General features: G+C 38.9%; 26 protein-coding genes. 5 read left to right on the forward strand and 21 right to left on the reverse strand.

Annotated elements, in window-relative coordinates; translation table 11 throughout:
* The 3 genes from GVV20_RS06015 to GVV20_RS06025 all read right to left on the reverse strand — a co-directional run.
* Nucleotides 1-670 (reverse strand): toll/interleukin-1 receptor domain-containing protein (locus GVV20_RS06015; RefSeq protein ID WP_250690175.1); only part of this gene is annotated, 670 nt, incomplete at its 3' end.
* Nucleotides 671-707: 37 nt separating this feature from the next.
* Nucleotides 708-2,072 carry a 23S rRNA (uracil(1939)-C(5))-methyltransferase RlmD gene (gene rlmD / locus GVV20_RS06020; RefSeq protein WP_159740494.1) on the reverse strand — a complete coding sequence of 455 codons (1,365 nt, stop codon included), beginning with the start codon at nucleotides 2,070-2,072 and terminating at the stop codon, nucleotides 708-710.
* A 5-nt stretch (nucleotides 2,073-2,077) separates the two neighbouring features.
* The gene (locus GVV20_RS06025) at nucleotides 2,078-2,593 is read right to left on the reverse strand and encodes an HNH endonuclease (RefSeq protein WP_159740493.1); all 516 of its coding nucleotides are present in this window, start codon (nucleotides 2,591-2,593) and stop codon (nucleotides 2,078-2,080) included.
* Between the two features lie 164 nt (nucleotides 2,594-2,757).
* Here GVV20_RS06025 and tpx point away from each other — a divergent pair, with 164 nt between their 5' ends.
* On the forward strand, nucleotides 2,758-3,240 hold the full coding sequence (gene tpx, locus GVV20_RS06030) for a thiol peroxidase (RefSeq protein WP_159740492.1): 483 nt from the start codon (nucleotides 2,758-2,760) through the stop codon (nucleotides 3,238-3,240).
* A gap of 67 nt (nucleotides 3,241-3,307) precedes the next feature.
* Here the strand turns inward: tpx and GVV20_RS06035 are convergent, their stop codons facing one another.
* From GVV20_RS06035 to GVV20_RS06055, 5 genes are all read right to left on the reverse strand, one after another.
* A complete protein-coding gene (locus GVV20_RS06035; RefSeq protein ID WP_159740491.1) occupies nucleotides 3,308-3,454 on the reverse strand; it encodes a hypothetical protein in 147 nt (48 codons plus the stop codon).
* Between the two features lie 141 nt (nucleotides 3,455-3,595).
* Nucleotides 3,596-4,069, reverse strand: coding sequence for a hypothetical protein (locus GVV20_RS06040; protein WP_159740490.1), 474 nt, complete (start codon nucleotides 4,067-4,069; stop codon nucleotides 3,596-3,598).
* A gap of 195 nt (nucleotides 4,070-4,264) precedes the next feature.
* On the reverse strand, nucleotides 4,265-4,555 hold the full coding sequence (locus GVV20_RS06045; protein WP_159740489.1) for a hypothetical protein: 291 nt from the start codon (nucleotides 4,553-4,555) through the stop codon (nucleotides 4,265-4,267).
* Nucleotides 4,556-4,652: 97 nt separating this feature from the next.
* The gene (locus tag GVV20_RS06050) at nucleotides 4,653-5,192 is read right to left on the reverse strand and encodes an NADPH-dependent FMN reductase (RefSeq protein WP_159740488.1); all 540 of its coding nucleotides are present in this window, start codon (nucleotides 5,190-5,192) and stop codon (nucleotides 4,653-4,655) included.
* 93 nt (nucleotides 5,193-5,285) lie between these two features.
* A complete protein-coding gene (locus GVV20_RS06055; RefSeq protein WP_159740487.1) occupies nucleotides 5,286-5,828 on the reverse strand; it encodes an NADPH-dependent FMN reductase in 543 nt (180 codons plus the stop codon).
* Between the two features lie 147 nt (nucleotides 5,829-5,975).
* Between GVV20_RS06055 and GVV20_RS06060 the strand changes: the two genes are divergently transcribed.
* Entirely contained in the window at nucleotides 5,976-7,370 is a 1,395-nt protein-coding gene (locus GVV20_RS06060; RefSeq protein ID WP_159740486.1) for an MATE family efflux transporter, read from the forward strand.
* Between the two features lie 45 nt (nucleotides 7,371-7,415).
* Here GVV20_RS06060 and GVV20_RS06065 read toward each other — a convergent pair whose 3' ends face one another.
* The 3 genes from GVV20_RS06065 to GVV20_RS06075 all read right to left on the reverse strand — a co-directional run bounded on the left by GVV20_RS06065 (nucleotide 7,416) and on the right by GVV20_RS06075 (nucleotide 10,991).
* Nucleotides 7,416-8,471, reverse strand: a complete 1,056-nt coding sequence (locus GVV20_RS06065; RefSeq protein WP_236261779.1) for a chromate transporter — start codon at nucleotides 8,469-8,471, stop codon at nucleotides 7,416-7,418.
* Nucleotides 8,472-8,609: 138 nt separating this feature from the next.
* Complete coding sequence (locus GVV20_RS06070; RefSeq protein ID WP_159740484.1) at nucleotides 8,610-10,202, reverse strand: hypothetical protein; 1,593 nt, start codon at nucleotides 10,200-10,202, stop codon at nucleotides 8,610-8,612.
* A 90-nt stretch (nucleotides 10,203-10,292) separates the two neighbouring features.
* Nucleotides 10,293-10,991: a DsbA family oxidoreductase gene (locus tag GVV20_RS06075; protein WP_159740483.1), complete on the reverse strand. Its 699-nt coding sequence runs from the start codon at nucleotides 10,989-10,991 to the stop codon at nucleotides 10,293-10,295.
* Between the two features lie 99 nt (nucleotides 10,992-11,090).
* On the opposite strand from GVV20_RS06075, the gene GVV20_RS06080 reads away from it, so the two are divergent.
* Nucleotides 11,091-11,837, forward strand: coding sequence for an NADPH-dependent oxidoreductase (locus GVV20_RS06080; RefSeq protein WP_159740482.1), 747 nt, complete (start codon nucleotides 11,091-11,093; stop codon nucleotides 11,835-11,837).
* Nucleotides 11,838-11,846: 9 nt separating this feature from the next.
* On the forward strand, nucleotides 11,847-12,149 hold the full coding sequence (locus GVV20_RS06085) for a hypothetical protein (protein ID WP_159740481.1): 303 nt from the start codon (nucleotides 11,847-11,849) through the stop codon (nucleotides 12,147-12,149).
* A gap of 359 nt (nucleotides 12,150-12,508) precedes the next feature.
* On the opposite strand, the gene GVV20_RS06090 is transcribed toward GVV20_RS06085, so the two are convergent.
* The 10 genes from GVV20_RS06090 to GVV20_RS06135 form a co-directional block, all read right to left on the reverse strand.
* Entirely contained in the window at nucleotides 12,509-13,324 is an 816-nt protein-coding gene (locus GVV20_RS06090) for an alpha/beta hydrolase (protein WP_159740480.1), read from the reverse strand.
* Nucleotides 13,325-13,335: 11 nt separating this feature from the next.
* Nucleotides 13,336-14,106 (reverse strand): inositol monophosphatase family protein, encoded by a 771-nt coding sequence (locus GVV20_RS06095; RefSeq protein ID WP_236261778.1) that lies wholly within the window; start codon nucleotides 14,104-14,106, stop codon nucleotides 13,336-13,338.
* The gene (locus tag GVV20_RS06100) at nucleotides 14,103-14,870 is read right to left on the reverse strand and encodes an inositol monophosphatase family protein (protein ID WP_159740479.1); all 768 of its coding nucleotides are present in this window, start codon (nucleotides 14,868-14,870) and stop codon (nucleotides 14,103-14,105) included. Before GVV20_RS06100 ends, GVV20_RS06095 begins: the two co-directional genes overlap by 4 nt.
* Nucleotides 14,871-14,997: 127 nt before the next feature.
* Nucleotides 14,998-16,014 (reverse strand): LacI family DNA-binding transcriptional regulator, encoded by a 1,017-nt coding sequence (locus GVV20_RS06105; RefSeq protein WP_159740478.1) that lies wholly within the window; start codon nucleotides 16,012-16,014, stop codon nucleotides 14,998-15,000.
* A 97-nt stretch (nucleotides 16,015-16,111) separates the two neighbouring features.
* The gene (locus GVV20_RS06110; RefSeq protein ID WP_159740477.1) at nucleotides 16,112-17,131 is read right to left on the reverse strand and encodes a LacI family DNA-binding transcriptional regulator; all 1,020 of its coding nucleotides are present in this window, start codon (nucleotides 17,129-17,131) and stop codon (nucleotides 16,112-16,114) included.
* 8 nt (nucleotides 17,132-17,139) lie between these two features.
* Nucleotides 17,140-18,993 (reverse strand): heparinase II/III family protein, encoded by a 1,854-nt coding sequence (locus tag GVV20_RS06115; RefSeq protein WP_159740476.1) that lies wholly within the window; start codon nucleotides 18,991-18,993, stop codon nucleotides 17,140-17,142.
* Nucleotides 18,994-19,041: 48 nt separating this feature from the next.
* On the reverse strand, nucleotides 19,042-19,860 hold the full coding sequence (locus tag GVV20_RS06120) for a PTS system mannose/fructose/sorbose family transporter subunit IID (protein WP_159740475.1): 819 nt from the start codon (nucleotides 19,858-19,860) through the stop codon (nucleotides 19,042-19,044).
* Nucleotides 19,847-20,626 (reverse strand): PTS mannose/fructose/sorbose/N-acetylgalactosamine transporter subunit IIC, encoded by a 780-nt coding sequence (locus tag GVV20_RS06125; RefSeq protein WP_159634305.1) that lies wholly within the window; start codon nucleotides 20,624-20,626, stop codon nucleotides 19,847-19,849. The genes GVV20_RS06120 and GVV20_RS06125 overlap by 14 nt, the downstream gene beginning before the upstream one ends.
* A 14-nt stretch (nucleotides 20,627-20,640) precedes the next feature.
* Nucleotides 20,641-21,132, reverse strand: a complete 492-nt coding sequence (locus GVV20_RS06130) for a PTS sugar transporter subunit IIB (protein ID WP_159634307.1) — start codon at nucleotides 21,130-21,132, stop codon at nucleotides 20,641-20,643.
* 16 nt (nucleotides 21,133-21,148) lie between these two features.
* Nucleotides 21,149-22,345, reverse strand: coding sequence for a glycoside hydrolase family 88 protein (locus GVV20_RS06135; RefSeq protein WP_159740474.1), 1,197 nt, complete (start codon nucleotides 22,343-22,345; stop codon nucleotides 21,149-21,151).
* A 283-nt stretch (nucleotides 22,346-22,628) separates the two neighbouring features.
* Here GVV20_RS06135 and GVV20_RS06140 point away from each other — a divergent pair, with 283 nt between their 5' ends.
* Nucleotides 22,629-23,594: a bifunctional 4-hydroxy-2-oxoglutarate aldolase/2-dehydro-3-deoxy-phosphogluconate aldolase gene (locus GVV20_RS06140; protein WP_159740473.1), complete on the forward strand. Its 966-nt coding sequence runs from the start codon at nucleotides 22,629-22,631 to the stop codon at nucleotides 23,592-23,594.

The raw sequence follows: 23,594 nt of genomic DNA on the forward strand, positions 1-23,594 counted from the left end.
AGATATATGAACAAGTTATTGCATTCCAAATAATATATTCAGAATCATAATCTGCATCTTTTTTTAAATTCGAAAGAAAAAAATTATAATCAGAAAGGCCGATATCTGCCATCACATCACACATTAGCTTTACTGAAATTGATACATATGAAGGAAGAGTTTTATGCCTCTCAACTTCTGACTGTAATATGTTGTTAAGAGAAATTTTTTCTTTTGTAAAATTGCCTGTTCTTGCAAACGCTTTAAGTGCAAAAGTATTAATAATATCCGGCCTTACAATCTCAATAATCTTTTGGGATAGTTCATTTAAACCTAAATTTGTAGGTATAGCAAATTTATCTGCCAAAAATAAACTGTGTGCTGAAATTTCTTCTCTAGTAATATCATGCCAAACTGGTAAAATCACTTTTTTATTTCCAATTTCTTTATTTGTAAGACTACGAAGTTCGTAATCAGTCCATCCCTTTTCGAAAAAACTTGGACTAAGTACAATTACACCAAATTTTGAATTAATCAATCCTTTGTCAATAGATTTTGAAAGACTATCGCCTAATTTCAACTCGAATTCATCATACCAAACACTAACACCAAAATTTCTCAATGTATTAGCTAGAGGTTTTACTATTTTATCTTTGTCTTCTGACGCATGTGATATAAAAACATCCCACATAGTATTATTCTCCTTTCAGAATCAATCAAAATTCTCGCTATTCTACTACTTGTAGCAACACCACATTTTCTATATGCACCGTCTGCGGAAACATATCCACGGGTTGCACCTCTTCTATCTTATACCCCGCATTCGTATAACTCACAAGGTCACGTGCGAGTGTCGTAGGATTGCAGCTTACATATACAATTCGCTCTGGATTTGATTTTATGGATGCTTGAATGAACTGGTCGTCCAAGCCTTTTCGTGGTGGATCAACAACTAACACATCAATGTTTAAGCCATCACCAACCCACTCTTGCATGACATCTTCTGCTTTTCCAACTTCAAAATCAACATTATCAATGCCATTTTCCATCGCATTAAACTTAGCCATTACAATGGCATCGGGAACGATTTCTACGGCATAAACATGCTTTGCGTGGTCCGCAAGATTGAGCGAGATTGATCCAATTCCGCAATAAGCATCAATCACATGATCTTTATTGGTTACATTCGCAAGTTCAATTGCAGTTTGGTAAAGGACTTCCGTTTGTTTTGAATTGACCTGATAAAAAGACTGTGATGAAATACTAAAAGTTTTCCCCATCAATTTATCGGTATAAAAATCATTACCATAAAGAACATTATTTTCTCGCCCCATAATCGTGTTCGTCTTTTGATCGTTTATGTTTTGGACAACGCTTACGACATTATCAATATTTTCCACAATATCTTGAACTATTACTTCCCCTTGTGGAAACTCACGACCATTCGTTACCAAGATAATCATCATATCGTTCGTTATTTGTCCACGTCGGACAATAACATGACGGATGAGACCTGTGTGTGCTTCTTCATCGTAAGCGACACTCTTATGCTTACGGAGAATATCCCGCACGGTAACGATTGCCTCGTCAATTTTTGGATCTTGGATGTGGAAATTTTCAATTGGAATCAAATCGTGAGATCCTCGTTTGAAGAATCCTGTTTCGAGTATTCCATTAATTTCACGAACCGGTATTTGCGCTTTATTGCGATATCCCCAAGGATTCTCCATCCCCAGTGTTGGTTTTACTTCGAGATGTGAAATATCAACCATCTTCGACAACGTGTCATGAACAAGTTTGCGTTTAAATTCAAGTTGATATTCGTAAGACATATGCTGCAGGGGCATTGTACCGATTCGAGTCCCTACTTTATCAGTGATCTCGACACGATGCTTCGACGTTTCATAGAAATTAATAACACGACCATATGCAAATTTCTTGAGTACTTTCGTCACACTCATCTTTATTTTTTCACCAGGTAACGTATTTTCAATGAATATAGGGAACCCTTCTATTTTCGCAACACCGAAACCTTCATGAGTGATGTCGATAATTTCTACATCATATGTATCGTTCTTTTTTAATTTAATCATAAATTTTACCTTCTATTCTCAAGAGAATCGAGTGCCCGCTTTATGGCACCCGCAACAGTCGCACGGTTATAGCGTGGTTGACCAAAATGGTGCGTCATTAAGGTCAATTGGTGTTTAAATGCAAGATCAAATTCGTTGCGATCAAAGTAGCCTTTGGTTTCAAGCATGGCATCCAAACTACTTCCATAAATGAACGTAAATTCACGTTGCCCTTGGTGATACCAAAAATCAACACCATCCGGCAATTTGTACGCCTTGATCCAATCCCAAACGATTGTGCTATCGTCAATGTTGGGATTATCGATATGACAAAACTTACACAGTAAGACAAAATTTTCGGGACTATCCGAACCACCTAACGCATGGGCAAGAATATGACAACGATCCAGTCGTCGCTTTACACCACAGCGCCAGCAATGGGTTGTGGCTTGTTTCAAGCTTACATTTGTATCTGAAAAATCTATCTGTGCTTCCCAGTAATCTACGATTTGTTGCTTCGTTGTTTTAATACGTTTTGTCATAATGTGCCTCACTGTTTTCATTATATCAAATAATGAACCCAATCGTTCATTCATTAAACTTTGTGGAAAAATGAGCGAGCGAAAGCGAAAAGATTAATGTATATGCTTTGAGGCAGCCCCCTTTTCAACGTATAATGAAACTAGAAAAGGAGTTGTGATTAAATATGGAAATTACTCGTAAAGGCGTCCCAACAACAATTGAAGGGGTCCAGCCAAAAGTTGGTGATACTGCTCCCGCATTCGCACTAACAAACCTCAATGGTCAAACAGTTACTGTCGAGGCTCTAAAAGGTAAGAAAACAATTGTTTCGGTTTTCCCAGATATCAATACGCGTGTCTGCGATTTACAAACGCGTCGTTTCTTCCAAATTGCGAAAGATCTACCAAACGTAAATATCGTGAATATTTCAAACAATACAATTGATCAACTCGGTGGTTGGTGTGCAACTGAAGGAATCGAAGCTGAAATGCTCAGTGATGCAAATCTTGAATTTGCGAAAGCATACGGACTCTTCATGCCTGAATTTAATGTCTTAGCACGATCAATTTTCGTCTTTGACGAAACAGGAACCATTACATATGTCGAAATTGTTCCAGATATGGCAACTGAGCCAAATTACGATGCTGCAATTGCTGCATTAAACTAGAAGTATTTCTAAATATTAAGAAGGCGTGAACGTAAGTGGTTCACGCTTTTTTATAATGAACTCATATTTACTCTGTAATTGTTTTTACTTGAATCTGCTGTCTCAGGTCACTCAGTTCTTTGCGAACCTTCTGAAGGTCACGTTCAATTTTAACTAAGTAACTAATAACGGTAACGATAATGCCAAAGACTGCTCCAAAAATCACTGCATCCATATCAAGTCCTCCTTATCCTATTATATGAAAGCAAAACTGTAGATGATGAGATCCGGTTTAACTTGTCCATATTCAGGATCAAAACGTCATTGAAATGGTCTATTTCGTACTATGCACCAAAAAGGACGATAGTTCGTCCTCTTACTGTACATAGATTTTTCTAAAATAGGTGGCCTTGATGTATTTCCCATCGTCAAAATGAATTGCGGTATACATGTCCCCACTTTCCATAAGTTTGCGTTCAAAACTAAACACATCCATCTTACTTTGCGCTAAATGTGACGTATCAACCGAACCGACATAGTCAACTTGTACACACGGTGAAACTTCAAATTTTTCAAATTGTTGAAATTGGGATTTAAAAGCTGTTGCCATCGTTGTTTCTACATAAAAAACGTAGTCCATATATACTGTGTCATTTTCTGCAGTAACGTTACCACATGATTTGACCCACAACGGACCATCGACCACTACCTTCAATGCTTTCAAGCGACTTAGAAAACGGTAAATAACACCCTGAAGATCGTTCACATCTAAACCTAAATGTGTTTCTTTGATGCCACTTTTAAGGCTAAGACGCGCAGGGTAATGGAGCGGCAGTTTCTGTTCAATCATGTTGAAACACTTCCTTTTTGGGAAAGCGGATTAATCGAATTAACGTATAGATCCATAAAATATAGATCTGGATTGAACCAAACATTGATAACCCAAAACAATGTCCTTCTTGGTACTGCGTCCAATTTATCAAAACCGCAAGGACGCTTAGCAGGGTATATACTGCAACTTGAGCAACTAAAATCGCAAACTCATTTAAGTGATGTAGTCGAGAAACTTCCACGCGACCCCCATTGAAACACCACTTGCGGCAGCAATAACACGCATTACTGAGTTGATACCGTGCTTTCGAACAACATAACGCACAGAATGTCCTAACATTCGGGCAGCAAGCCAATACTGCCCATAAACTAGGGCCGCTCCTAGTGCAATTGAACCTGCAATGACTGCACCGTACAAAGCTGCGCGCTCCCAACTTCCTCCATTCAGATCGTTTGTTTCTAATTCATCCAACATCGTGCAGTGTTGTGGTAAAGCGAGTTCCATTAAATCAAACCTTTCTTGAGACTGACTTCTCAACACTAAATACGCACAACATTTTCATACCCCTAAAAAAAAGACCAGCTTCGCTGACCTTTTTAGACTATTTAACCTTATTATAGTATTCGATAAAGTTATCCATAACCATGTTGATAAACTTTACGGTTCCTTCGTCATTCAAGTTGCCATTCTCATCAAATTTTGTATGTGATGCAGCCAACAGAATGTCATTACCCGGAAGAATACGCATTGGTAAACGATTCAAAATACTATGTAAGCTCAAGAATCCACGTGCTCCTCCAGTCATCCCCATTGATTGCGCCGCAATCAAACCTGGTTTGTTCGCTAAATAAGGAGAACGGCTTGCCCAGTCAATGGCATTTTTTAGAACACCAGAAGTTGAGTTGTTGTATTCTGGTGTAATAAAGAATACAGCATCTGCACTTTTCATTGTTTCCAAAAATTCCGTCACTGCTTCTGGACGTGTGTCAGGAGTATCAAAGTCGCCATTATAATGCGGCAAATTAATATCTACAATCTCGATATCCAATTTATCGCGGTGCGCATTTTGAATATACTTTCCAAGTTTGAGCGATGATGAATCCTTTCGCAAACTTCCTACTAACATTGCTACTTTAATCATATTATGCCTCCTTCAATTCATTTACATTATACCATGCCTATGAATGTTGTCTTTACTTATGCTTTTATGAAAAAGCCAGCTTTCGCTGGCATCTTATGCTTTGACCATATGATAATGTGCGATAAAGGCATCCATAACGCTATCAACAAGCTCAATTGTTTCTTGATCCGTTAAGACTCCCTTATCATTTATTTTTTGGTGTATGCGTGATACCAAAATCTCATGTCCTGGTAACACATGCATTGGAATGCGTTGGAGAATTTCGTGCAAGTGGGTATAAGCCCGTGCACCACCTGTCATTCCCATTGATGTCGTCGCAAGCAAACCCACTTTTTCTGGAAAATGTGGAGAACGGCTCGCCCAATCAATGGCATTTTTAAGCACACCTGAAACGGAGTTATTGTACTCTGGGGTAATCATCATGAATGCATCAGCACTTTCCAATTCGTTGTAAAATGCTTGGATTTTTTCAGGACGTTTGGCGTCGTTGTCGACATCACCATTGTACAAAGGTAAGTCCAAATCAATAATCGTAACATGAAGTGTATCTGCATATCGTTTTTGAATATGATGTGCGAAACTCTTACTGCTATTCTTCTCACTGATTGAACCCACCATAATTTTCAGATTTATCATTTCTAGCCTCCTGTCAATTATTATAACGAATAAATCGATAATTGCATTATTTATGACCCGCATTAAATATATTTAATCGCGTTTGAATTGCTTATTGACACCAATTTCTATAATATTATCGTAGTGGTTTAAGGAGGAGAAATTGCCATGGTTTTAAGTAAGTTTTTTGGCGATCGTGATTTCTTCAAAAAAGCGCTTTGGATTGCAGTTCCTTTGATGCTTCAACAACTCATCAGTACATCTGTTAACCTCTTGGACAATCTTATGATTGGACAACTGGGAGATCACTCATTAGCAGGTGTCGCAACGGTTAACCGTTACTTTATGATTGCAGTTTTTGGAACAAATGGAGTGATTGCTGCCGCGTCAGTATTTATGGCGCAATTCTATGGCGCAGATGATAAGAAACATATGCAACAAACCTTCCGGTTTGTGCTGATCGCCTCCAGTGTTATCATGACAACTTTTGTGGTTATTGCATTACTATTCCCTGAGAATATTATAAGATTTTTTGTTAAGGATGATTTGGTCATCCAAGAAGGTCTTAGCTATATTTATATTGCTGCACTGACTTTTATACCAAATATGATTACATTAGCAATTGCAGGTTCAATGCGTGCTACCGGTGATTCAAGAACACCTTTAGTTGCGAGTGTTATCTCAATGTTTACCAATGCATTCTTCAACTATGGATTTATCTATGGAAACATGGGTTTTCCAGCATTGGGCGTTGCTGGTGGTGCTTTAGGGACACTCATCGCACGAATTGTTGAATTAGCGTTTATCGGTTATTTCTTAGCTACGGGAAGCTACGCATTTAAAACTCGAATTCGCGAATTATTTCAAATTTCTAAAACGCTTGTTAAACGTATTGTTGAAAAAGCGTTACCTCTCGCACTTAACGAAGTATTATGGGCTAGCGGAATGGCACTCTTGCTCAAATTTTACGCAACACGTGGTGCAGACGTTATATCTGGATATTCAATTGCAACCACCGTTTCTGATATGTTCTTTACAATGAACGCAGGAATGTCTGTCGCAACAACGATTCTCGTATCACAGGCACTTGGCGCAAACCGTTTGGATGAAGCACGAGAAAACGGCTATCATCTCATGGGTTTTGGTGTCGTATTGAGTATTGTGTTTGGAACCTTATTGATGTTATCAACATTTGTAATACCCCATATCTATTCTGTGTCTGATAACGCAATGTGGACAGCGCAGTCATTCCTACGAATCCAGGCACCGTTATTTAGCATTTATGTTATGAACACAACCTGTTACTTTATCCTTCGTGCAGGTGGCGATACTCGTTCGACACTCATGCTCGATTCTGGTTACATGTGGACGGTTAACTTAGTCGCTGTTGGTCTCGCAACACACTTTACAAGTCTTGGTATCATTGGTCTTTACCTTGTTGGTCAATCAACAGATATCTTCAAGATGTTCATCGCGTATCGCTTTGTAAGTAAAGAAAAATGGCTCACAAACCTCGCTGCTGAGGAACTTCGTGAGGAAGCACAATTGGAAATGGGACTCTAGTTCCAACATTGACATAGAAAAGTAGTGCATGATGCACTACTTTTTTTATAGACTTATCATCTTGAGTACACTATATAAGATAGGCATAGCAAGAATCAGATACATCGTATTCACTTGAAACCTTAAGATTGCGATAGCACTTACTACAAACACTATGATAAGTGCTAGTGATCCCATACTTTGATATGCGAGTGTTAAGGCAACATAGAACATTAAGCCCAAAGATGCAAATGCAATACCTTTAAGTGCTTGTTTCACCCAGGTGTTTGCTAGAAGACGATGACTTATCGGCATGATAAGAATCATAAGCAAAAATGAAGGTGCAAAAATTCCTAGGGTAGCAAGAATTCCACCAGGTATCCCACCTAGCATCGTTCCGACTGACGTTGCTGTCGTGAAGACCGGTCCGGGTGTTAACTCACCGATTGTGAAGGCTTGAATTATTTGAGGATACGTCAACCATCCCAATTGATGGACAAACGTTGTCTCTAAGTACGATAAAAGCACATAACCACTGCCATATAAAGTTGCACCTATTTTTAAGAACGCAAGCGTTAGCATTCCCAGACTAAACGGTTCCACACTGTATAGTTTTGCTCCTAACTGATTCCATGCAATATAGATGATGGCACCCACAATAATAATTAAAAACTCATCAACATTAAAATATTTTAAAATCAATGCAGCGACAAGTATCGTAAATCCTTTGACATCCATTTCTTGTTTTTTAATCAAATTGAATAGTGCTTTTAAGATTATAATCGCAATCACAGGCGTGAGTGCTACGCCAATGGTTGTCAGTAAATCAAAATCAAACCACGATAGTGACACAGTAATTGCAATGACCATCATCATGGCCGGAAGTAAAAATGATATTCCTGCGACAAAAAGTCCCTTAATGCCATACCGTCGGTATCCAATTGCCATAACCAACTCACTTGAATTAGGTCCTGGTATAAGATTCGTAATCGACATTAGTTCAAGAAATGAATCGGCACTGAGCCAATTCCGTTTTGCCACAACCTCTGTCTCAAGCATGGCCGTATGTGCTGCGGGTCCTCCAAATGCCACGATTCCCAATTTTAAAAACAACAAACTCATCGATTTCACAGACAGTCCTCCAATTTTACACAGTTTACCAACACTATGTTTGCAATCCAATAAGCATGGATTAAGATTGTGTAAATTTAGCAAACCTAAAAAAAAAAACACAGTGCCCTTAATGGACACTGTTTGCACTTATTGAAGGGATATAACTTTTGTAACTTTTGTTTGGGTTGCTTCGAACGTAATGACTGTTCCAGAATTCATAAAAGCAAGACGATCATCAAGAATTAAACTTGCTTGATAGATTGTGTCTTTCCCTTCAACTTTGAATAAATATTGTGTATTGCCGTCAATCATAACTTGACGTACATCCGTCAGTGTACCTGTGATTGTCTCCACATCACTTGGCACTAATCCTGTTTGTGAACCCATCACACTGAGATAAAGCTTCTCAGTTTGTGCTGGTGTATCACCAACAGCCGATTTGGTATAATCTTGATAATTGACATAGGCTAAACCACGAACCACACCAGATTGGTCTTTCAATGACATGACATAGGTTGGGAAGCCCCCTACGTTTTGCAAAGTCGGGGTTGTAGGAACATATCCTTTTTCTTGAATTGATCCGACCGCTGTATCTTGAGCACTTGTGAGTGAGACACCTGGAAGGGATAACTCCATCGCTTCACCTGTTCGACGGTTCATAAACAGCAATCCAGTCGTAGATGATGAATCAAGTTTGATGGGACGAATTCCTGCAAAAATATAGATTTCATCATCAATCGAGACGTAGTTATAGGCTCCTTCATCACTATCAACTGCCATCACACCCTGCTGTTGGAATATGGAATTGAAGTAACCCCCTTTCAACGTATAATGAGATTTCGCTTGGTCCATCAACATATCCGTCGGATACACTGAATCGACCCAATCGGGAATTTCATCAAGACCATAGTTTGTTGTTTCACCGGTAACAGCATCGACGACAATTAGATTATTCATGTCTTTGGCACCCCAAAGACCCACGCGTTTGGTAATCCCTTGGACAACCCAGTAAGGATGTCCGGCATCATCAATTTCAAAGAACCAGTCATCAATATAACTAAACTTATGACGCATCGCGACATGACGGTGTAGGTCATATTGAAGCGGTGCCCCTGGATAATACTTCATCGGTTCATCTAACGTTACAATTTCTGCTTGAGCATTGAGATTCCCTTCACCGGTATTCACAATGACATAGTACGGTACACCTGCACCAAAATTTATGTATTCTTTAAAGATATCAGTATACTGGAATGGTGCAATTCGAACCATTTCGCCCTGATAGTTAATCTGCGAGAACTCTGCTACATCCAGCTCAAATCGCGATGATAGATCCGAAAGTTCTCCGACTTTCTTTTCAGCTGCAAGAATCGCAGATTCCTTATCAACATAAGACATTTCAATTTGATGGTCACTGCTGTATAAATCCGCAAACTCTACTTGTTTAACCGGTCCAATGACATTAGCATAGGATTTCGAGTTAAATATCTTGGATGACATCAAGCCTCCAATGATAAAGACAATTACGAAGCCAATCGCAATCACACTAAATGACGTTGTAAATTTTTTATAATTTTGTCGGTCAAGAAAGAGAATGCCTAAAATGACCAAGACCACAAATGCTAGATAAAGCATCGATGCCACATTTGTATAGTGATAGGTATTTCCATTCCATAGGTCAATTGCGACAAATGCAAGGAGTACAACACTTATCCACTTAATTTTATCTTTTTTATCCATAAACCCTCCAAATAAATCAATTTTACCACGAAACGACCTTTAATGCCGGATTTCATAAAAAAAGCATCACGATCGTGATGCAATTTAAATTTAGATTGTGCATGAACCATCCGTGCACGTTACATCGTCATTATCAGATGTATCCATTGCTTCAACTTTTGGTTCTAAATTTTCAACATAATCCATCGCTTGCATAAATGTATCTACTGGTTGTGCTCCCGATAACGATACTTTGTTGTCGAACACAAAATGTGGCACACCTTTGGCACCAACCATTTGAGCAAACTGCTCTTCTTGACGGACCGAAATTGCAAAATCATCTGAATTGACAGCATTTTCAATAGCGATACGTTCTAACCCAACAGATTCACCCATCGCAATCAGTGTTTCGAGATCAGAAAGATCTTTTCCTTTTTCAAAATGTCCTGACATAGCGACTTCTACAAATTCATTGCCAACACCTTTGAGTTTTGCAAGTTGGAATACTTTGTGCGCAACAAATGTATTAACATCAATTAAACGATCAAAGTCATAGTTTAAGCCTGCAGATTTCGCCATTGAAACAACACGCGCATTATTTTCCTCAGCTTCCGAAACACTAATACCATATTTTGCGGCTAAGTGTTCCGCCATTGATTCACCAGGATTTGGTGCATGTTCTGGATCCAACTCAAAACTCATCATTTCAATTTGGACATCACGACCTGATTTTTGAATTGCTTCTTCTAAATGTTTTTTCCCGATGTAGCAAAATGGGCATCGGAAATCTGACCATACTTGTATTTTCATAGTATTCACCTCGGTGACATTGTACGACTTTTTAATTTTGATTGAAAACCTTATGCTCGTATCTATGATATAATCCCTATAGAAAAGAGGCTTCAACTTATGAATTCAACCATCCAAAAACAATTATCACACCGCTCGATTCGTGCATTCAAAGATACACCTATTTCCCAGGAAATAATTGATACGCTTGTGGAGGTTGCACGTCACACTGCGACGAGCAGTTTTTCGCAATCTGCAACGCTGATTAGTGTAACTGATGCGAAATTAAAAGACGACATTGCACGTGTGTGTAAACAACCGTATGTTGCACAGGCTTCGCATCTATTTATCGTTGTCTTAGACATGTACCGAAATCATGCAATTGCGACAGAAGCAAATACGGATACGGAGGTCTTAGGCAGTACTGATCGTTTCTTAGGGGCAGCTATGGATTGTGGCTTGATGGCCCAAAATATTGTGACTGCTGCTGAAAGTCTTGGTTTGGGTACAGTTTACCTTGGAAGTATCCAAAACGACGCTCAAACAATGATTGATTTATTGAAACTCCCCGAGTATACTTTCCCACTTTTAGGCATTGCGATTGGTGAACCAGATCAAGAACCGCAACTTAAACCAAAGCTTCCTGAAGCCTTCATGCACTTTGAAAACAGCTATACAACATTCGAAAATTACCACGAGGCACTGAAGGATTATGATGCCATAGTCACAACATACTATGACTTACGCGATAGCAATACGCGTGTTGATTCCTTTACCAATCAAATGACTGCACGCATGAATGTTAAAGGTCCGAACCGCATGAAAAACCTCGAAGTTCTCAACAGACAGAAATTGTTGAAATACTAGGAGTTGCATATGATTACACTCATTAAAGATATTCTCATTCCTTTTGGGGCTGTTGCCTTCTTAATTTGGGTACAAGTATTATTGTCGAAAGGTAGTAATCCGAAGATGGGGTATATTCTCCCTGGAATTATTTCCAGCATGAGCATCTTTTGGATTTTATTAGTTTTAACCCTTGTCTTACCTTCCATGTCGGCAGCCGATCGTGCAAACTTTCAATATTTTGATTTAGTTAAATTATTCTTTATTACAAATCTTCCTTCATTAATACTATTGGGAATTCATACCCTTGTCGTGAAAGTGAGAAAACCTTAATATGTTAATTCCAATTCTCAGTGTTATCGTCATGTGTGCAGCAATCTTTCTTCAAAGTAAGTTAGCGAAAGAAGACAATGGCCGGTACAGTTTGATGTTACCCTTGTTATTTTTCATTTCTGCCATAATTGTGACCCTGTTCATGATTTTCATCACCTTTGGTGGCCCTATTGAGGTTATGCTTACGTTTGCATTTTCTGCTTTTTTTATGGCGAACATCCCCACCCTCATCATGCTTCTCACACGATTAATTGTCCGCAAGCATTACAAATTATAAACAACCCCTCATGAATCTTGCGATTCATGAACCGTAAACAAAAAAGGATCCACCGTTCGTGGATCCTTTTCGATATCTGTGACTATAGATGTTTATCCATCCATAGAATCATATCATCTAAGATAGTATCTTTTTCATTCTCGTTTAGAATTTCATGATACAAATTCGGATAAATTTTCTGGGTTTTATCTTCAGACGCAATATTTTGGAATAGATAATCCCCAACAGCTACGGGAACAATTTTATCCGCTTCACCGTGCGCTAAAAACATAGGATATGTATACGTATGAATATTCATACGAACAAAATTAGGTGCTTCAATCAGGAATTCTTTCAAGAAACGCGTTGTTGCTTTTTTTAAGACCATTGGATCATTTTTATACGCTTCCACCACTTCTGGTACTGAACACACATCATCTTCAACCGGATTCGCTATCTTAAGTTTGGGGAACAAGGTTCCAGCCATCTTGAGAATATAATTATTGATGCCTTCTGCTTTCGGCAACGTATTCACTGCAGGTCCCGAAAAGATTTGTCCGCGAAGTGTATCGGGGTGTGTTATACCGTACATGGCAGTGACTAGGCCTCCCATACTATGACCGAGCATGAATATCGGTAAGTCAGGATTCTCTGTACGCGCAATACCAACAATTCGATTCGCATCATTAATAAAATCACGATATGAATCCAAATCACCTTTCGGCCCAAGGGTGCGTCCGTGACCGCGAAGATCATAACGATACACACTGTATCCTGCATTGTTAAGACGGTGTGTAACATAGTCATAACGGCCTGTGTGTTCCGCAAAGCCATGATTAATAACGACCACTGCTTTAGCATTTGCAACAGCGTCTACTTGATACCACAAGCTTACTGTGTTGTCTAATTTTAAATACATATACTAACCTCCTAACGAAGTGCAATGAGTGATTCAAGAATCGTGGCATTGCTACCACTGATAAATACTTCATGTTTGTCATCGTATGCAATCGCATCATGATAATCACCAAAGTACCATGTGCCACCAACTTCTTTTAAGACAATGACGGCTGCCGCTATATCCCAAGGTTTTAGGCGGCGGCTCATGTATGAATTGGTACGTCCTGCTGCAACTGCTATAATCTCAAGCGCTGCAGAACCTAGATAACGTTGAACCATAATGTGTTCATCCAAATCGACTTTAAAAGTTTTGAACATGCGATTATCTGCATTCACAATCGCATCTTTGAGTGCAACATTGGGATCCAACGGCTCAAGCTTTTGCTCATTGAGATAAGCACCTTCACCTGTGATTCCCACATACATTTCATCACCCACAACATCATAGACAATCCCGAATTTGGGTTGTCCTTCTTCATAATAACCAACAGAAATCGCAAAATTGCGTTTTTGAAAGATAAAGTTTGTTGTTCCATCGATCGGGTCAATAATCCACATATCGTGTTTTACTTCGTTATCAATCATTTTCTCTTCGGTAATAAAGCCTTGGTCTGGGTACATTGCTTGAATGGCTGCAACCATAAACTCTTCCGCTTGTTTGTCCACATTGGTGACAAAGTCATGCGCATTTTGTTTGGTATCAATGTTTAAATTCTGTGACATCAAACTTTGAATTAAACGTCCGGTATCACGAACCAACTCTTTCGTAAATTCTAATTTTGTTATTGGAACTTCCATCATAAAAAACTCACCAATCTATCTCGTACATACTGATTGCTTGCTGCAATAATAACTTTAGGGTTTTTATCAATCGTCAGATGATCAATCTCATTTCCAAAATACCAGGTTCCCCCTGCCTCTTTTAGAATAATCAATGCTGCAGCGATATCCCATGTCTTAATTTTAGGGAAGACATAGGCTTGAGCACGACCGGCTCCAACTTCCGCAATTTCAATTGCACCTGAACCGTAAAAACGGTGTGTAATGAATTCTTTCTTTAACTCCGCGGGACTTAATTTAAAGAAGTCTGGACGGTATACGTCCCCGAAAATAACGGAATCCGACAACAATTGATCTTGATTGAGTTGTGGTAACCGTTCCCCATTTAAGAACGATCCGACTCCTGTTATGCCTACAAACATCTCATCTGCCATGACATTATAGACAATCCCAAAAATAGGTTCCCCTTGATGATAATGTGCGACAGAAATCGAGAAATGCTGTTTCTGATAAATGAAATTAGTGGTTCCATCAATAGGGTCAATGATCCACAAATGATCTGATCCGTGCATATCTACTGTTGATTCTTCGGTTAAAAAGTTTTGGCCTTCATACCGTTCCTGAATCTTTGCAACGATAAAAGCTTCTGTTTGTTTATCCACATTGGTGACAAGATCACTTTTTGACGTTTTTTCTTCGACTTTAATGTCTTCTTGCATCATATGGCATATTCGTTTACCTGCCTCATAAACGACATCTATTGCGAATTTTACATTTTCTTGCATAAACGAACCTCCGTAAGTTTATTATACCACCAATCATGTGATATTTTAGGCAATACCATAAATCCACAAAATATCATTTCATAAAAAAAACGAGATACACCATGGCATTGATGCATCTCGTTTCAAATTATGCTTTCAGTTGGGTTGATTCTTCCCAATTCACATCACATTTGAGAATCTGGGTAGGAACCATTTCATTTTTACCTTCAATCTTGTCAATCAAAATCGATGCCGCAACTTTCCCTTCTTCATAAGATGGTTGCACAATCGTTGTGACAGTGGGAGAAGCAAATTTGGTCCATTCCAAATTATCAAATCCGAGCAAGCCAATTTGTTCTGGAATCTTTTCTCTTTGTGCTTTCACCGCCATGAAGACATTTCCTAGTAACCAACAGTTCGCTGCAAAGATTAATGTTTTGCGATTGGGATCAATCATTTCATTGAGTGATGCTTCAATGACTTCAGCACTCATATCGTAATCGACGATATGGGTACGGTGGCGTTGTTCTCGGATTGTCAGTGCGTCGGTAAAGCCGCGACTGCGTTCCATTCGTGTACTGAGGACACTGGGATCAGCTGTAAGAAGGATAAAGTCATTGTAGCCTTTGTCCACCAGTTCAAATGTTGTTTCGAGTACTGCCTCATAATTATTTGTTTTAACCCATGCATTGCTTTCCATATCTGTTTGAGAATCAATAAACACTAACGATTTACCGTTGGCTCTGATTTTGGGAATTAAGGCTTTAAATTGGATGGTTGGTTGCACGATAAAACCATCGACACCCATCGATAACATCCGGTCGATATAATCCGATTCACTTTCAAACGTATAGTTTGAATTCCCCACAATAAGTTGGTAGTTGTGCGTTTTCGCAATTTCATCAATACCTTTGACGATTTGGTTTGCGAAATCATTGGTGATATCTCCAATTAAAACACCAATGAGCTTCATACTTTTCGCATTCAATGATCGGGCTGCGACACTTGGTCGATATTGTTGTTCCTCAATAACCGTAGCAATACGATCTTTGGTTTCAACGCTCATTTTGTCAAACTTGCCGTTTAAATAAAATGAGACGGTTGTTTTGGATGTTTGTGCTAAACGTGCAATATCATTAATGGTAACTTTTGGCTTTTTAGCCATAAATAGGCACCTCCCATAAAACATAAGTTAGCTTAATTATAATGTTTCAAAATGGGAGAAACAAGTTGATGTCTTCTAATGCACGATATTTGTACATTTAGTCACATATTTTTGTGGAATCTTGCCAATTTACGGTACATTGTAAGGTCGTATGTTCACGTCCACGGGTATTATTTTCAATCGATGCAATTAACAAATCGGCAGCGCGACGGCCCTCTTTATATGCTGGTTGTACGATTGTTGTGATGGATGGCGTTGCATATTCTGTCCATTCTGTATTATCAAAACCGATTAACCCAACGTTTTTCGCAAGCGGTAATTCTAAGGCACGTGCGACTAAAAACACTTCTGGAAGAAGCCAGTAGTTTGCTACAAAGAGCAGTGTTTTCTTACGTGTATCAACAGATTTTTTTATTACCGTTTCTAGCTTATCTTGGCTATATTCGGACTCTTCGATAATATGAATTTGATGGTCTACACCAAGTTCTTTGACCGCCTCTGTAAATCCTTCCACCCGCTCGATTCGTGTACTCAAGATTTTAGGATTGGCAGTAATCATGACAAAAGACTCATACCCCATGGTTGCCAGGGTTTTGGTTGTATCGTAGACTGCTTCCTTATGATTCGCTTTGATCACATTGAGATTGAGTGTCTCAACTTGTGAGTCAATAAAAACTAAAAACTTTCCACTTTTGTGGATTTTATCAATCAAATCGCCAAACATGACTGTTGGTTGGACGATGAAACCATCTACACCCATTTCAAGCATTCGCGATACATAATCAACTTCAGTTTCATGGTTATAGTTCGTGTTACCAATCAGAACTTGATAATGATGTTGTTGCACAACATCATCGATTCCCTTAACGATTTTGTTTGCAAAATCGTTGGTAATATCCCCAATTAAAACACCAATAAGTTTCGTACTCTTGGAGTTCAATGACCGTGCAACAGGGTTTGGTGTGTAGTTTGTTTCTTCGATGACTTTTCGAATACGCTCGCGCGTTTCATCACTCATTTTTTCTGTTTTATTATTTAGATAGAATGATACTGTTGTTTTGGAAGTGTTTGCCAATTTCGCAATATCATTAATCGTTAGTCGTACATTTGATTTCATATCCCCACCTACGTTTTCATGCGATAGTGTTTATCTGGAGTGAATACTATCGCTTTTGCATGGAATGGTCTTCCCGCACTATAAAGTATTTTATTGCCCTTAATAATCTCTTGATGACCCATCACAAACGTTAAATCACCAATTTGATACGCTGAAATAACGGTGGCATCCGCAATGGTACCAGCACCTTGTATGATTTCCGATTGTTCAAATGTCTGATCACTTGGATACAGGAACGTTGTAAGAATACAGTGATCTACAAACGCAACACTGCCTATTAGCACATCATGCATGGTAAGTTCGTTGTAGTGATATGACATTTCAGTTCTTTCGATTTGGAGCGGGATATCGCTTTGAATTGCTAAGGAATGGTGATGCTTGGTTGTGATCATACCATCCTGATAGGTACACGTTGGGTCAAGATGCCAACGAATGGTAGCAGTGTGAGTTCCTTTAGCATGTAATTCATCCACAATTTGCCAAATTCCTGAATCGTGTATCTGCAGTTTCCGTGTATGACTGTACCCTTTTGCATCATAGCCACTCTCATAGTAATGAACGTTATCGATATGATTTACATAGGTTTTTTGTGGATTCACAAACTTCGAGTAGGTCCAGGACCCCGTCGGTATCGACGCTTCGTGTCCATCAAGGATGACGCTATTATGAGCAGCCATCGCTTTAAGTTCCATACGCTTGGAATCGTCTTCGCGATATGTATAACGGCCTGAGTCAATAAGAACGGGATCGCCTTTATAAATCATAGATACATGTAAATTATCCGCATGACCGTGTGCACTCCCTAAGGAACCGTTGGTAAACAGTGTAAAGTTAGCATCAGTATCCCAACTGGATCGGGATGTAAACATGCCACTCGCAACACCATCAAAATGCATTGATTGTGGATCAATGGGACTGATGTGCAATCCATCCAACTCCAGATGCTCGTAGAAATACGAATACGTTTCTGTCTCAATATCACCAAACCTCAAGAATCGTCCATCTTGAAGATACAATCCACAATATGTAAACATTCCGGTTAGTGTGCTATTGTCACTGTCTCCAAACATCTCCATTTTATTTTCTGGCGTCCGTTGCATTAATAAAGCATCTGCCATTTTTACAATACCTTCATAGAGCCAGGGTTCTTGATGTCCCTTATAGGCTTTCATGAGGTACATCATGACTTCGACATGGTACATGGTTGATTGTTCCCAATGTAAGCCATCATCGTAAATTTGAATTGCGACTTGGGTTTCAAGTTCAGACAATGCCCATTGAAATAGTGCATCATCTTTACGATTTTTTTGACCTAAAAGGTAGATTATCGTAGCGGTTTGGATACTTCCCCAGTTACTGAGTGTATATTTGGGAATGTAGCGGGTTCGTAGTGATTCTAATTGCAGTGTCATACTTTCTTCAATCGCTTGGTTTTCATCAATAAAACCATAGTATTCAAAGAATTTTTGAGCATCATACCAGTGAACAAGACGCATAGCTGTATCCAATGTACGGGTGCTTGGACGTTCATCAATTTGAGGATGTGCTACTATCCAATCACGGATTAGATCCCATGCTTTGGTGATGAAACGACGATCATCCGTCAATACCGTGGCATTAATGAGTGTTGGCATAAATGTCATGCGATTCAGCATAAACGTCCATTCACCATCGCCATTGGGAGTAGCATCCCAATCGATGCCTTTTAACTGATATGGCGTCGCACAACGTTCCATATCCCATGTTCCCACAAAATAATAAATATCATCTAGGATATCTTCAGCTTGTGTAAGAATTGATTCTCGATGGTGCATCAATAACGAACGATATTGCGTGAGTCGTTTTTCTGTAAGTTTTTCCATAAATCCTCCAGTGATAAAAGGAACTACCGTGGTAGTTCCTTTGTATAATTATCCTAAAATACCAAAGAAGCTAAAGACAACTCCGATGACAACTGTTAAGATAACAAGTTTGTATGTATTCCAACCTTTTTTCTTGATTAAGTAGTACATTAAACCAGTATATAACATTGGAAGTAACGCTGGTGCAACTTTATCTAAAAGGGCTTGAATATTAACGGTTGACTGTTTTCCACCTTCAATAACTTCACCCGCTGCGAATGAAATTTTAACATTCATTTTTACGAATGTCGCTGCAAGACCTGCGATAACAGTAACACCGATAATGTTTGCGGCATTTGAGATAACTTCCATTTTTTCACTGAGTTTATCAATGATTGAAGTACCAACTTTATGACCGTAGTATCCCATGAAATAACGAATTGAGAATAGTACAGCATTAATTGTAATTAAGAACAATACTGGAGCAATTGAAACACCTTCCATTGCAAGGGATGCAAAGATTGTTGAGAAGAGCGGTGCAATCGCAAATTGTGATAAAGAATCACCGATACCAGCAAGTGGCCCCATAAGTGCCATCTTAATACCACGAATTTCTGATTCAGGACGACCTTCATCAGCCATTACTAAGTGTAATGATGTAATAAATGGTAGTAATTGTGGGTTTGTGTTATAGAACTCTGTATTTGCTTTCAATGCTTCTGCAAAGTCAGCGTCATCTTTATGAATTTTACGTAATCCAGGGTACAGCACTAATGCATAACCTAACCCTTGATAGTTACTGTAGTTGAATCCATTTTGTAGATAGTATGAACGCAATGTTGTTTTAAAATAATCTTTTTTTGTTAGTTGTGTATTAGATCCAGTCATCGTTTCCTACCTCCGTATTAGCTGCAGCAACTGATTTGTTTGATGCTTGATTGTATTGTTGTAGTGCGAAAATTGTTGCAAAGAGTGCGATACCAATAACTGGTAATTTGAAGTAAGCAGCAAGAACATATCCCATTAAGACAAATGGTACTAATTCTTTCTTAACCATGACAGATAAGATCATTGCAAATCCAATTGCAGGTAACATTCCACCGGCTACGTTTAATCCTGTTAGTAACCATGCTGGGATGTAGCCAACAAGCGTTGTTAACATTTCCATGCTGTATGCACCTAAGAATCCAAGAAGGAAACCTACTAATGCAAACAACCAAATTGTCATATTTGCATGTAACTTGAATCCACGGAAATCTTGTTTGTCTAATGCACGTGTAGCACCTTCAGGAGCTCCCGCACGTACTGTATAGATTGCAGTTTGTAAGAATTGAATTGCAACAGCAAATGGCATTGACAATGCTAATGCACTTTCTGGTGTAACTGCTGGGTTTGTAATTGCCATTAATGTACCAATAATACCAGGACCAATTGGGTTAGGTGGAACTGTTCCACCAGCACCAACTCCGAATCCCATAAATGCTAACTCAGCGATAGCACCAACTTGTAATGCTGTTTGAATATCTCCTAAGATAACACCAACACCAAATGCGAGGAAAATTGCGCGGTTTGTATATACACCCCAGAGCATCCCTGCATAACATGCTGCTGTCCATAGACCGATTAAGACGGCTTGAATAAATGTTATTTCCATTTTCTTTCTCCTATTTAGATGTGTTTTCTAATGTCTACTTCAACGGATCCATCGTCTCCACGAGGTGTCGTTTTAGTATTAAATTCAATGTTATATTCGTTAACGAGTTTATTTAAATGTGCTTTATCGTCAGCACCTAAGAAAATTGAGCGTGTAATCTTTTCTTTTCCTTCGGTGTTGTGGATATTACCAATGTTGATGGTTTTGATGGGAACGCCACCTTCCACAAGACGTAATGCGTCCTTACAATCTTTAATAATAATAAAGATTGATTGTGCTGGAGCCGCTTTGTGAATTACTTCAATTGTTTTTTCAACAGTAAAGAAACGCATTGCAATTCCGCTTGGAATGACAGCTTTCATCAGTGTTTGTGCCATTGGATCATTGCTTGCTTCATCGTTCGCAACAATAACAGTGTTTACACCGAGTGTTTTAATCCATAATTGACCTTGTCCGTGTACAAGACGTTCATCAATACGTGTCATTACAATATTTGGTTGTGTCATAATATTCTCCTCTTATCTACCAATATGGGTTCCAATCTTTGTATAAGCGCATGAGGGCTTCAAGGTAGAAATAATCTCCCCAGATATTGCCTTCATCAACACCTTTACCGCTATGCCATGAATAAACACCATGGTAAAGCACTGGATTTCCCGGTTCGTGAGTTTCCTCTGTATAGTTATCAATCAATGATCGCATTATCGTTTGAATAGCACCTTCATAAACGGCTTTATCAGCATCGTCTGGTAGGTATTTATTCATCTCATCCATACCACAAATTGCAATTGCAGCTGCACTGGAATCACGAGATTGATCATCACCGTCATTAAAGATGAGGTCCCAGAATGGAACATTATCTTTCGGTAAACGATTGAGGAAGTAGTGGGTCATGCCTTTATACAGTTCGGTAACATCATTTGTTTTTGTATATCGAATGTTTAATGGAATTCCATAAACACCCCATGCTTGACCACGTGCCCATGACGAATCATCATTGTATCCTTGACGGGTTGCACCACGAACAGGTGCTCCGGTTTCAGGATCCATGTAATACGTATGATAAGCACTCGCATCATCGCGAACAACATACTTGATACTTGTTTGGAAATGGCGTTGTGCCATGTCTGCAAACTTTGGATCGTTTGTGACTTCTGTTGCCCAATAGAGCAAGGGAATGTTTAGCAAGCAATCGATAATAAAACGATAATGTTCAGGATTGTTATATTCACCCCAAGCTTGGATGAATTCACCCTTTTCTTGCCAACGTGTAATCAATTTTTCAGCTGCAAGAACCGCTGTTTCTTTTGCGAGCTCATTGCCTGTTAATTTATAGCCGGCAACGCATGATAGTGAATATAAGAAACCCAAATCATGATGTTCAAGTTCGATATTGTTATCAAGACGATGTCTGAATGACACAACATGCTCCAACGCAAGATTTTTATACTTCTCATCTTGAGTGTATTCATAAGCGAGCCAGAGTTGTCCGGTCCAAAATCCTTCAGTCCAATCAGTGTTTTCAATGATCGGATATTTGAGGTCTTTTGTAGCACTCCATGGGAACTTCCCATCGAAGTAAGCAATGTTTTTATCAATCTTTGCGATTGAATCTTCGATTGCTTTTTTCAGCTCTGCCTCTGTCAATTTAGGTGCATTTAGGTATTCGTCGCGTCTTGAAATTGACTCAACATTTACGTGCTTTACTGTGTTAAACATAATTCCTCCAAATTCATATAAACTGGTTTACTGGACACCCACATACTAGACCTGAAATAAACGAAAGTCAATAGATTTTCGAAAAAATGTTAAACGCTTACAAGTGATGAAAATCCATTTTTTCACAAGATAGAAAATTATCAACCTTATATAATGGCGAAATTATTATCGCTTAATTTTGGTTCAGTAAACCGGTTGACAAAACCGGTTTACTGCGATATTATGGGTTCACTGGTACTTAAATACACAGTTTCACTGGACAAAGTTATTAAGGAGATTTCTTATGAATGATATTTTAAACGCAATACAAAATATTGGAATTGTACCGGTTGTTAAGATTCAAAAAACGGAAGATATTCTACCCATGGCACACGCCCTCAATGAAGGCGGCATCAACTGCATGGAAATTACCTTCCGCAGCGAATTTGCAGTTCAAGCAATTCATGAAATTCGCAATGCTTACCCAGATATGATTATTGGTGCAGGAACTGTCACATCCGTTGACTATGCACAACAGGCACTAGAAGCTGGCGCACAATTTCTTGTGACACCTGGATTCAACCCTGAAGTTGTAAAATGGGCTGTTGATCACAACATTCTCATTGTTCCTGGAGTACAAACAGCATCAGAAATTGAAGCTGCAATGGCATTCGGTCTTACAACACTTAAGTTCTTCCCTGCCGAATCAAGTGGCGGTGTAAAAAAGCTCAAAGATTTTAGTGGACCTTACAGTCATATTAAATTTATGCCCTCAGGTGGCATCAACAAATCGAACATGCACAACTATTTGGATCTCCCTAATGTTGCTGCAATTGGCGGTAGCTTTATGCTCCCGAACGATTTAATTGCTGCAGGTGATTGGGACGGAATTGAAGCCCTTTCGAAAGAAGCAATCAAATTCATGCTTGAGTATAAACTTATGCATATCGGCGTCAACAGCGAATCAAAAGAACAAGCACAAACACTTGCTCATGATTTAGCAACATTCTTTAATTTTAAATTTTATGAGACAGCAGTTGGTTCAAAATCTGACGCAGGTTTTGAATTTCTACATGCGCCAAATGAGAACCTAGGATACTTCGGTATTCAAACACGTTATCCCGAACGCGCACTTTACCAACTTGCGAAACAAGGCATTCATGCCAATGAAGCAACAATCGTACGCAATAAAACACAAGCAATTACAAGTGTCGCTCTAAACCGTGACATTGCTGGCTTCAACATTCGTCTTGTAAAATCAGAAATTTAA

Source organism: Erysipelothrix aquatica, assembly GCF_009828775.2.
Taxonomy (GTDB): Bacteria; Bacillota_I; Bacilli_A; order Erysipelotrichales; family Erysipelotrichaceae; genus Erysipelothrix; species Erysipelothrix aquatica.

Bases quoted from the DNA above. Each gene is read 5' to 3' on its own strand.
- GVV20_RS06090 (WP_159740480.1), bottom strand. From the start codon at position 13,324: ATGTATTTAAAATTAGACAACACAGTAAGCTTGTGGTATCAAGTAGAC.
- GVV20_RS06060 (WP_159740486.1), top strand. From the start codon at position 5,976: ATGGTTTTAAGTAAGTTTTTTGGCGATCGTGATTTCTTCAAAAAAGCG.
- GVV20_RS06075 (WP_159740483.1), bottom strand. From the start codon at position 10,991: ATGAAAATACAAGTATGGTCAGATTTCCGATGCCCATTTTGCTACATC.
- GVV20_RS06025 (WP_159740493.1), bottom strand. From the start codon at position 2,593: ATGACAAAACGTATTAAAACAACGAAGCAACAAATCGTAGATTACTGG.
- GVV20_RS06035 (WP_159740491.1), bottom strand. From the start codon at position 3,454: ATGGATGCAGTGATTTTTGGAGCAGTCTTTGGCATTATCGTTACCGTT.
- GVV20_RS06080 (WP_159740482.1), top strand. From the start codon at position 11,091: ATGAATTCAACCATCCAAAAACAATTATCACACCGCTCGATTCGTGCA.
- GVV20_RS06055 (WP_159740487.1), bottom strand. From the start codon at position 5,828: ATGATAAATCTGAAAATTATGGTGGGTTCAATCAGTGAGAAGAATAGC.
- rlmD (WP_159740494.1), bottom strand. From the start codon at position 2,072: ATGATTAAATTAAAAAAGAACGATACATATGATGTAGAAATTATCGAC.
- GVV20_RS06050 (WP_159740488.1), bottom strand. From the start codon at position 5,192: ATGATTAAAGTAGCAATGTTAGTAGGAAGTTTGCGAAAGGATTCATCA.
- GVV20_RS06120 (WP_159740475.1), bottom strand. From the start codon at position 19,860: ATGACTGGATCTAATACACAACTAACAAAAAAAGATTATTTTAAAACA.
- GVV20_RS06100 (WP_159740479.1), bottom strand. From the start codon at position 14,870: ATGCAAGAAAATGTAAAATTCGCAATAGATGTCGTTTATGAGGCAGGT.
- GVV20_RS06040 (WP_159740490.1), bottom strand. From the start codon at position 4,069: ATGATTGAACAGAAACTGCCGCTCCATTACCCTGCGCGTCTTAGCCTT.
- GVV20_RS06130 (WP_159634307.1), bottom strand. From the start codon at position 21,132: ATGACACAACCAAATATTGTAATGACACGTATTGATGAACGTCTTGTA.
- GVV20_RS06140 (WP_159740473.1), top strand. From the start codon at position 22,629: ATGAATGATATTTTAAACGCAATACAAAATATTGGAATTGTACCGGTT.
- GVV20_RS06135 (WP_159740474.1), bottom strand. From the start codon at position 22,345: ATGTTTAACACAGTAAAGCACGTAAATGTTGAGTCAATTTCAAGACGC.
- GVV20_RS06045 (WP_159740489.1), bottom strand. From the start codon at position 4,555: ATGGAACTCGCTTTACCACAACACTGCACGATGTTGGATGAATTAGAA.
- tpx (WP_159740492.1), top strand. From the start codon at position 2,758: ATGGAAATTACTCGTAAAGGCGTCCCAACAACAATTGAAGGGGTCCAG.
- GVV20_RS06095 (WP_236261778.1), bottom strand. From the start codon at position 14,106: ATGATGGAAGTTCCAATAACAAAATTAGAATTTACGAAAGAGTTGGTT.
- GVV20_RS06070 (WP_159740484.1), bottom strand. From the start codon at position 10,202: ATGGATAAAAAAGATAAAATTAAGTGGATAAGTGTTGTACTCCTTGCA.
- GVV20_RS06085 (WP_159740481.1), top strand. From the start codon at position 11,847: ATGATTACACTCATTAAAGATATTCTCATTCCTTTTGGGGCTGTTGCC.
- GVV20_RS06115 (WP_159740476.1), bottom strand. From the start codon at position 18,993: ATGGAAAAACTTACAGAAAAACGACTCACGCAATATCGTTCGTTATTG.
- GVV20_RS06065 (WP_236261779.1), bottom strand. From the start codon at position 8,471: ATGAGTTTGTTGTTTTTAAAATTGGGAATCGTGGCATTTGGAGGACCC.
- GVV20_RS06105 (WP_159740478.1), bottom strand. From the start codon at position 16,014: ATGGCTAAAAAGCCAAAAGTTACCATTAATGATATTGCACGTTTAGCA.
- GVV20_RS06125 (WP_159634305.1), bottom strand. From the start codon at position 20,626: ATGGAAATAACATTTATTCAAGCCGTCTTAATCGGTCTATGGACAGCA.
- GVV20_RS06110 (WP_159740477.1), bottom strand. From the start codon at position 17,131: ATGAAATCAAATGTACGACTAACGATTAATGATATTGCGAAATTGGCA.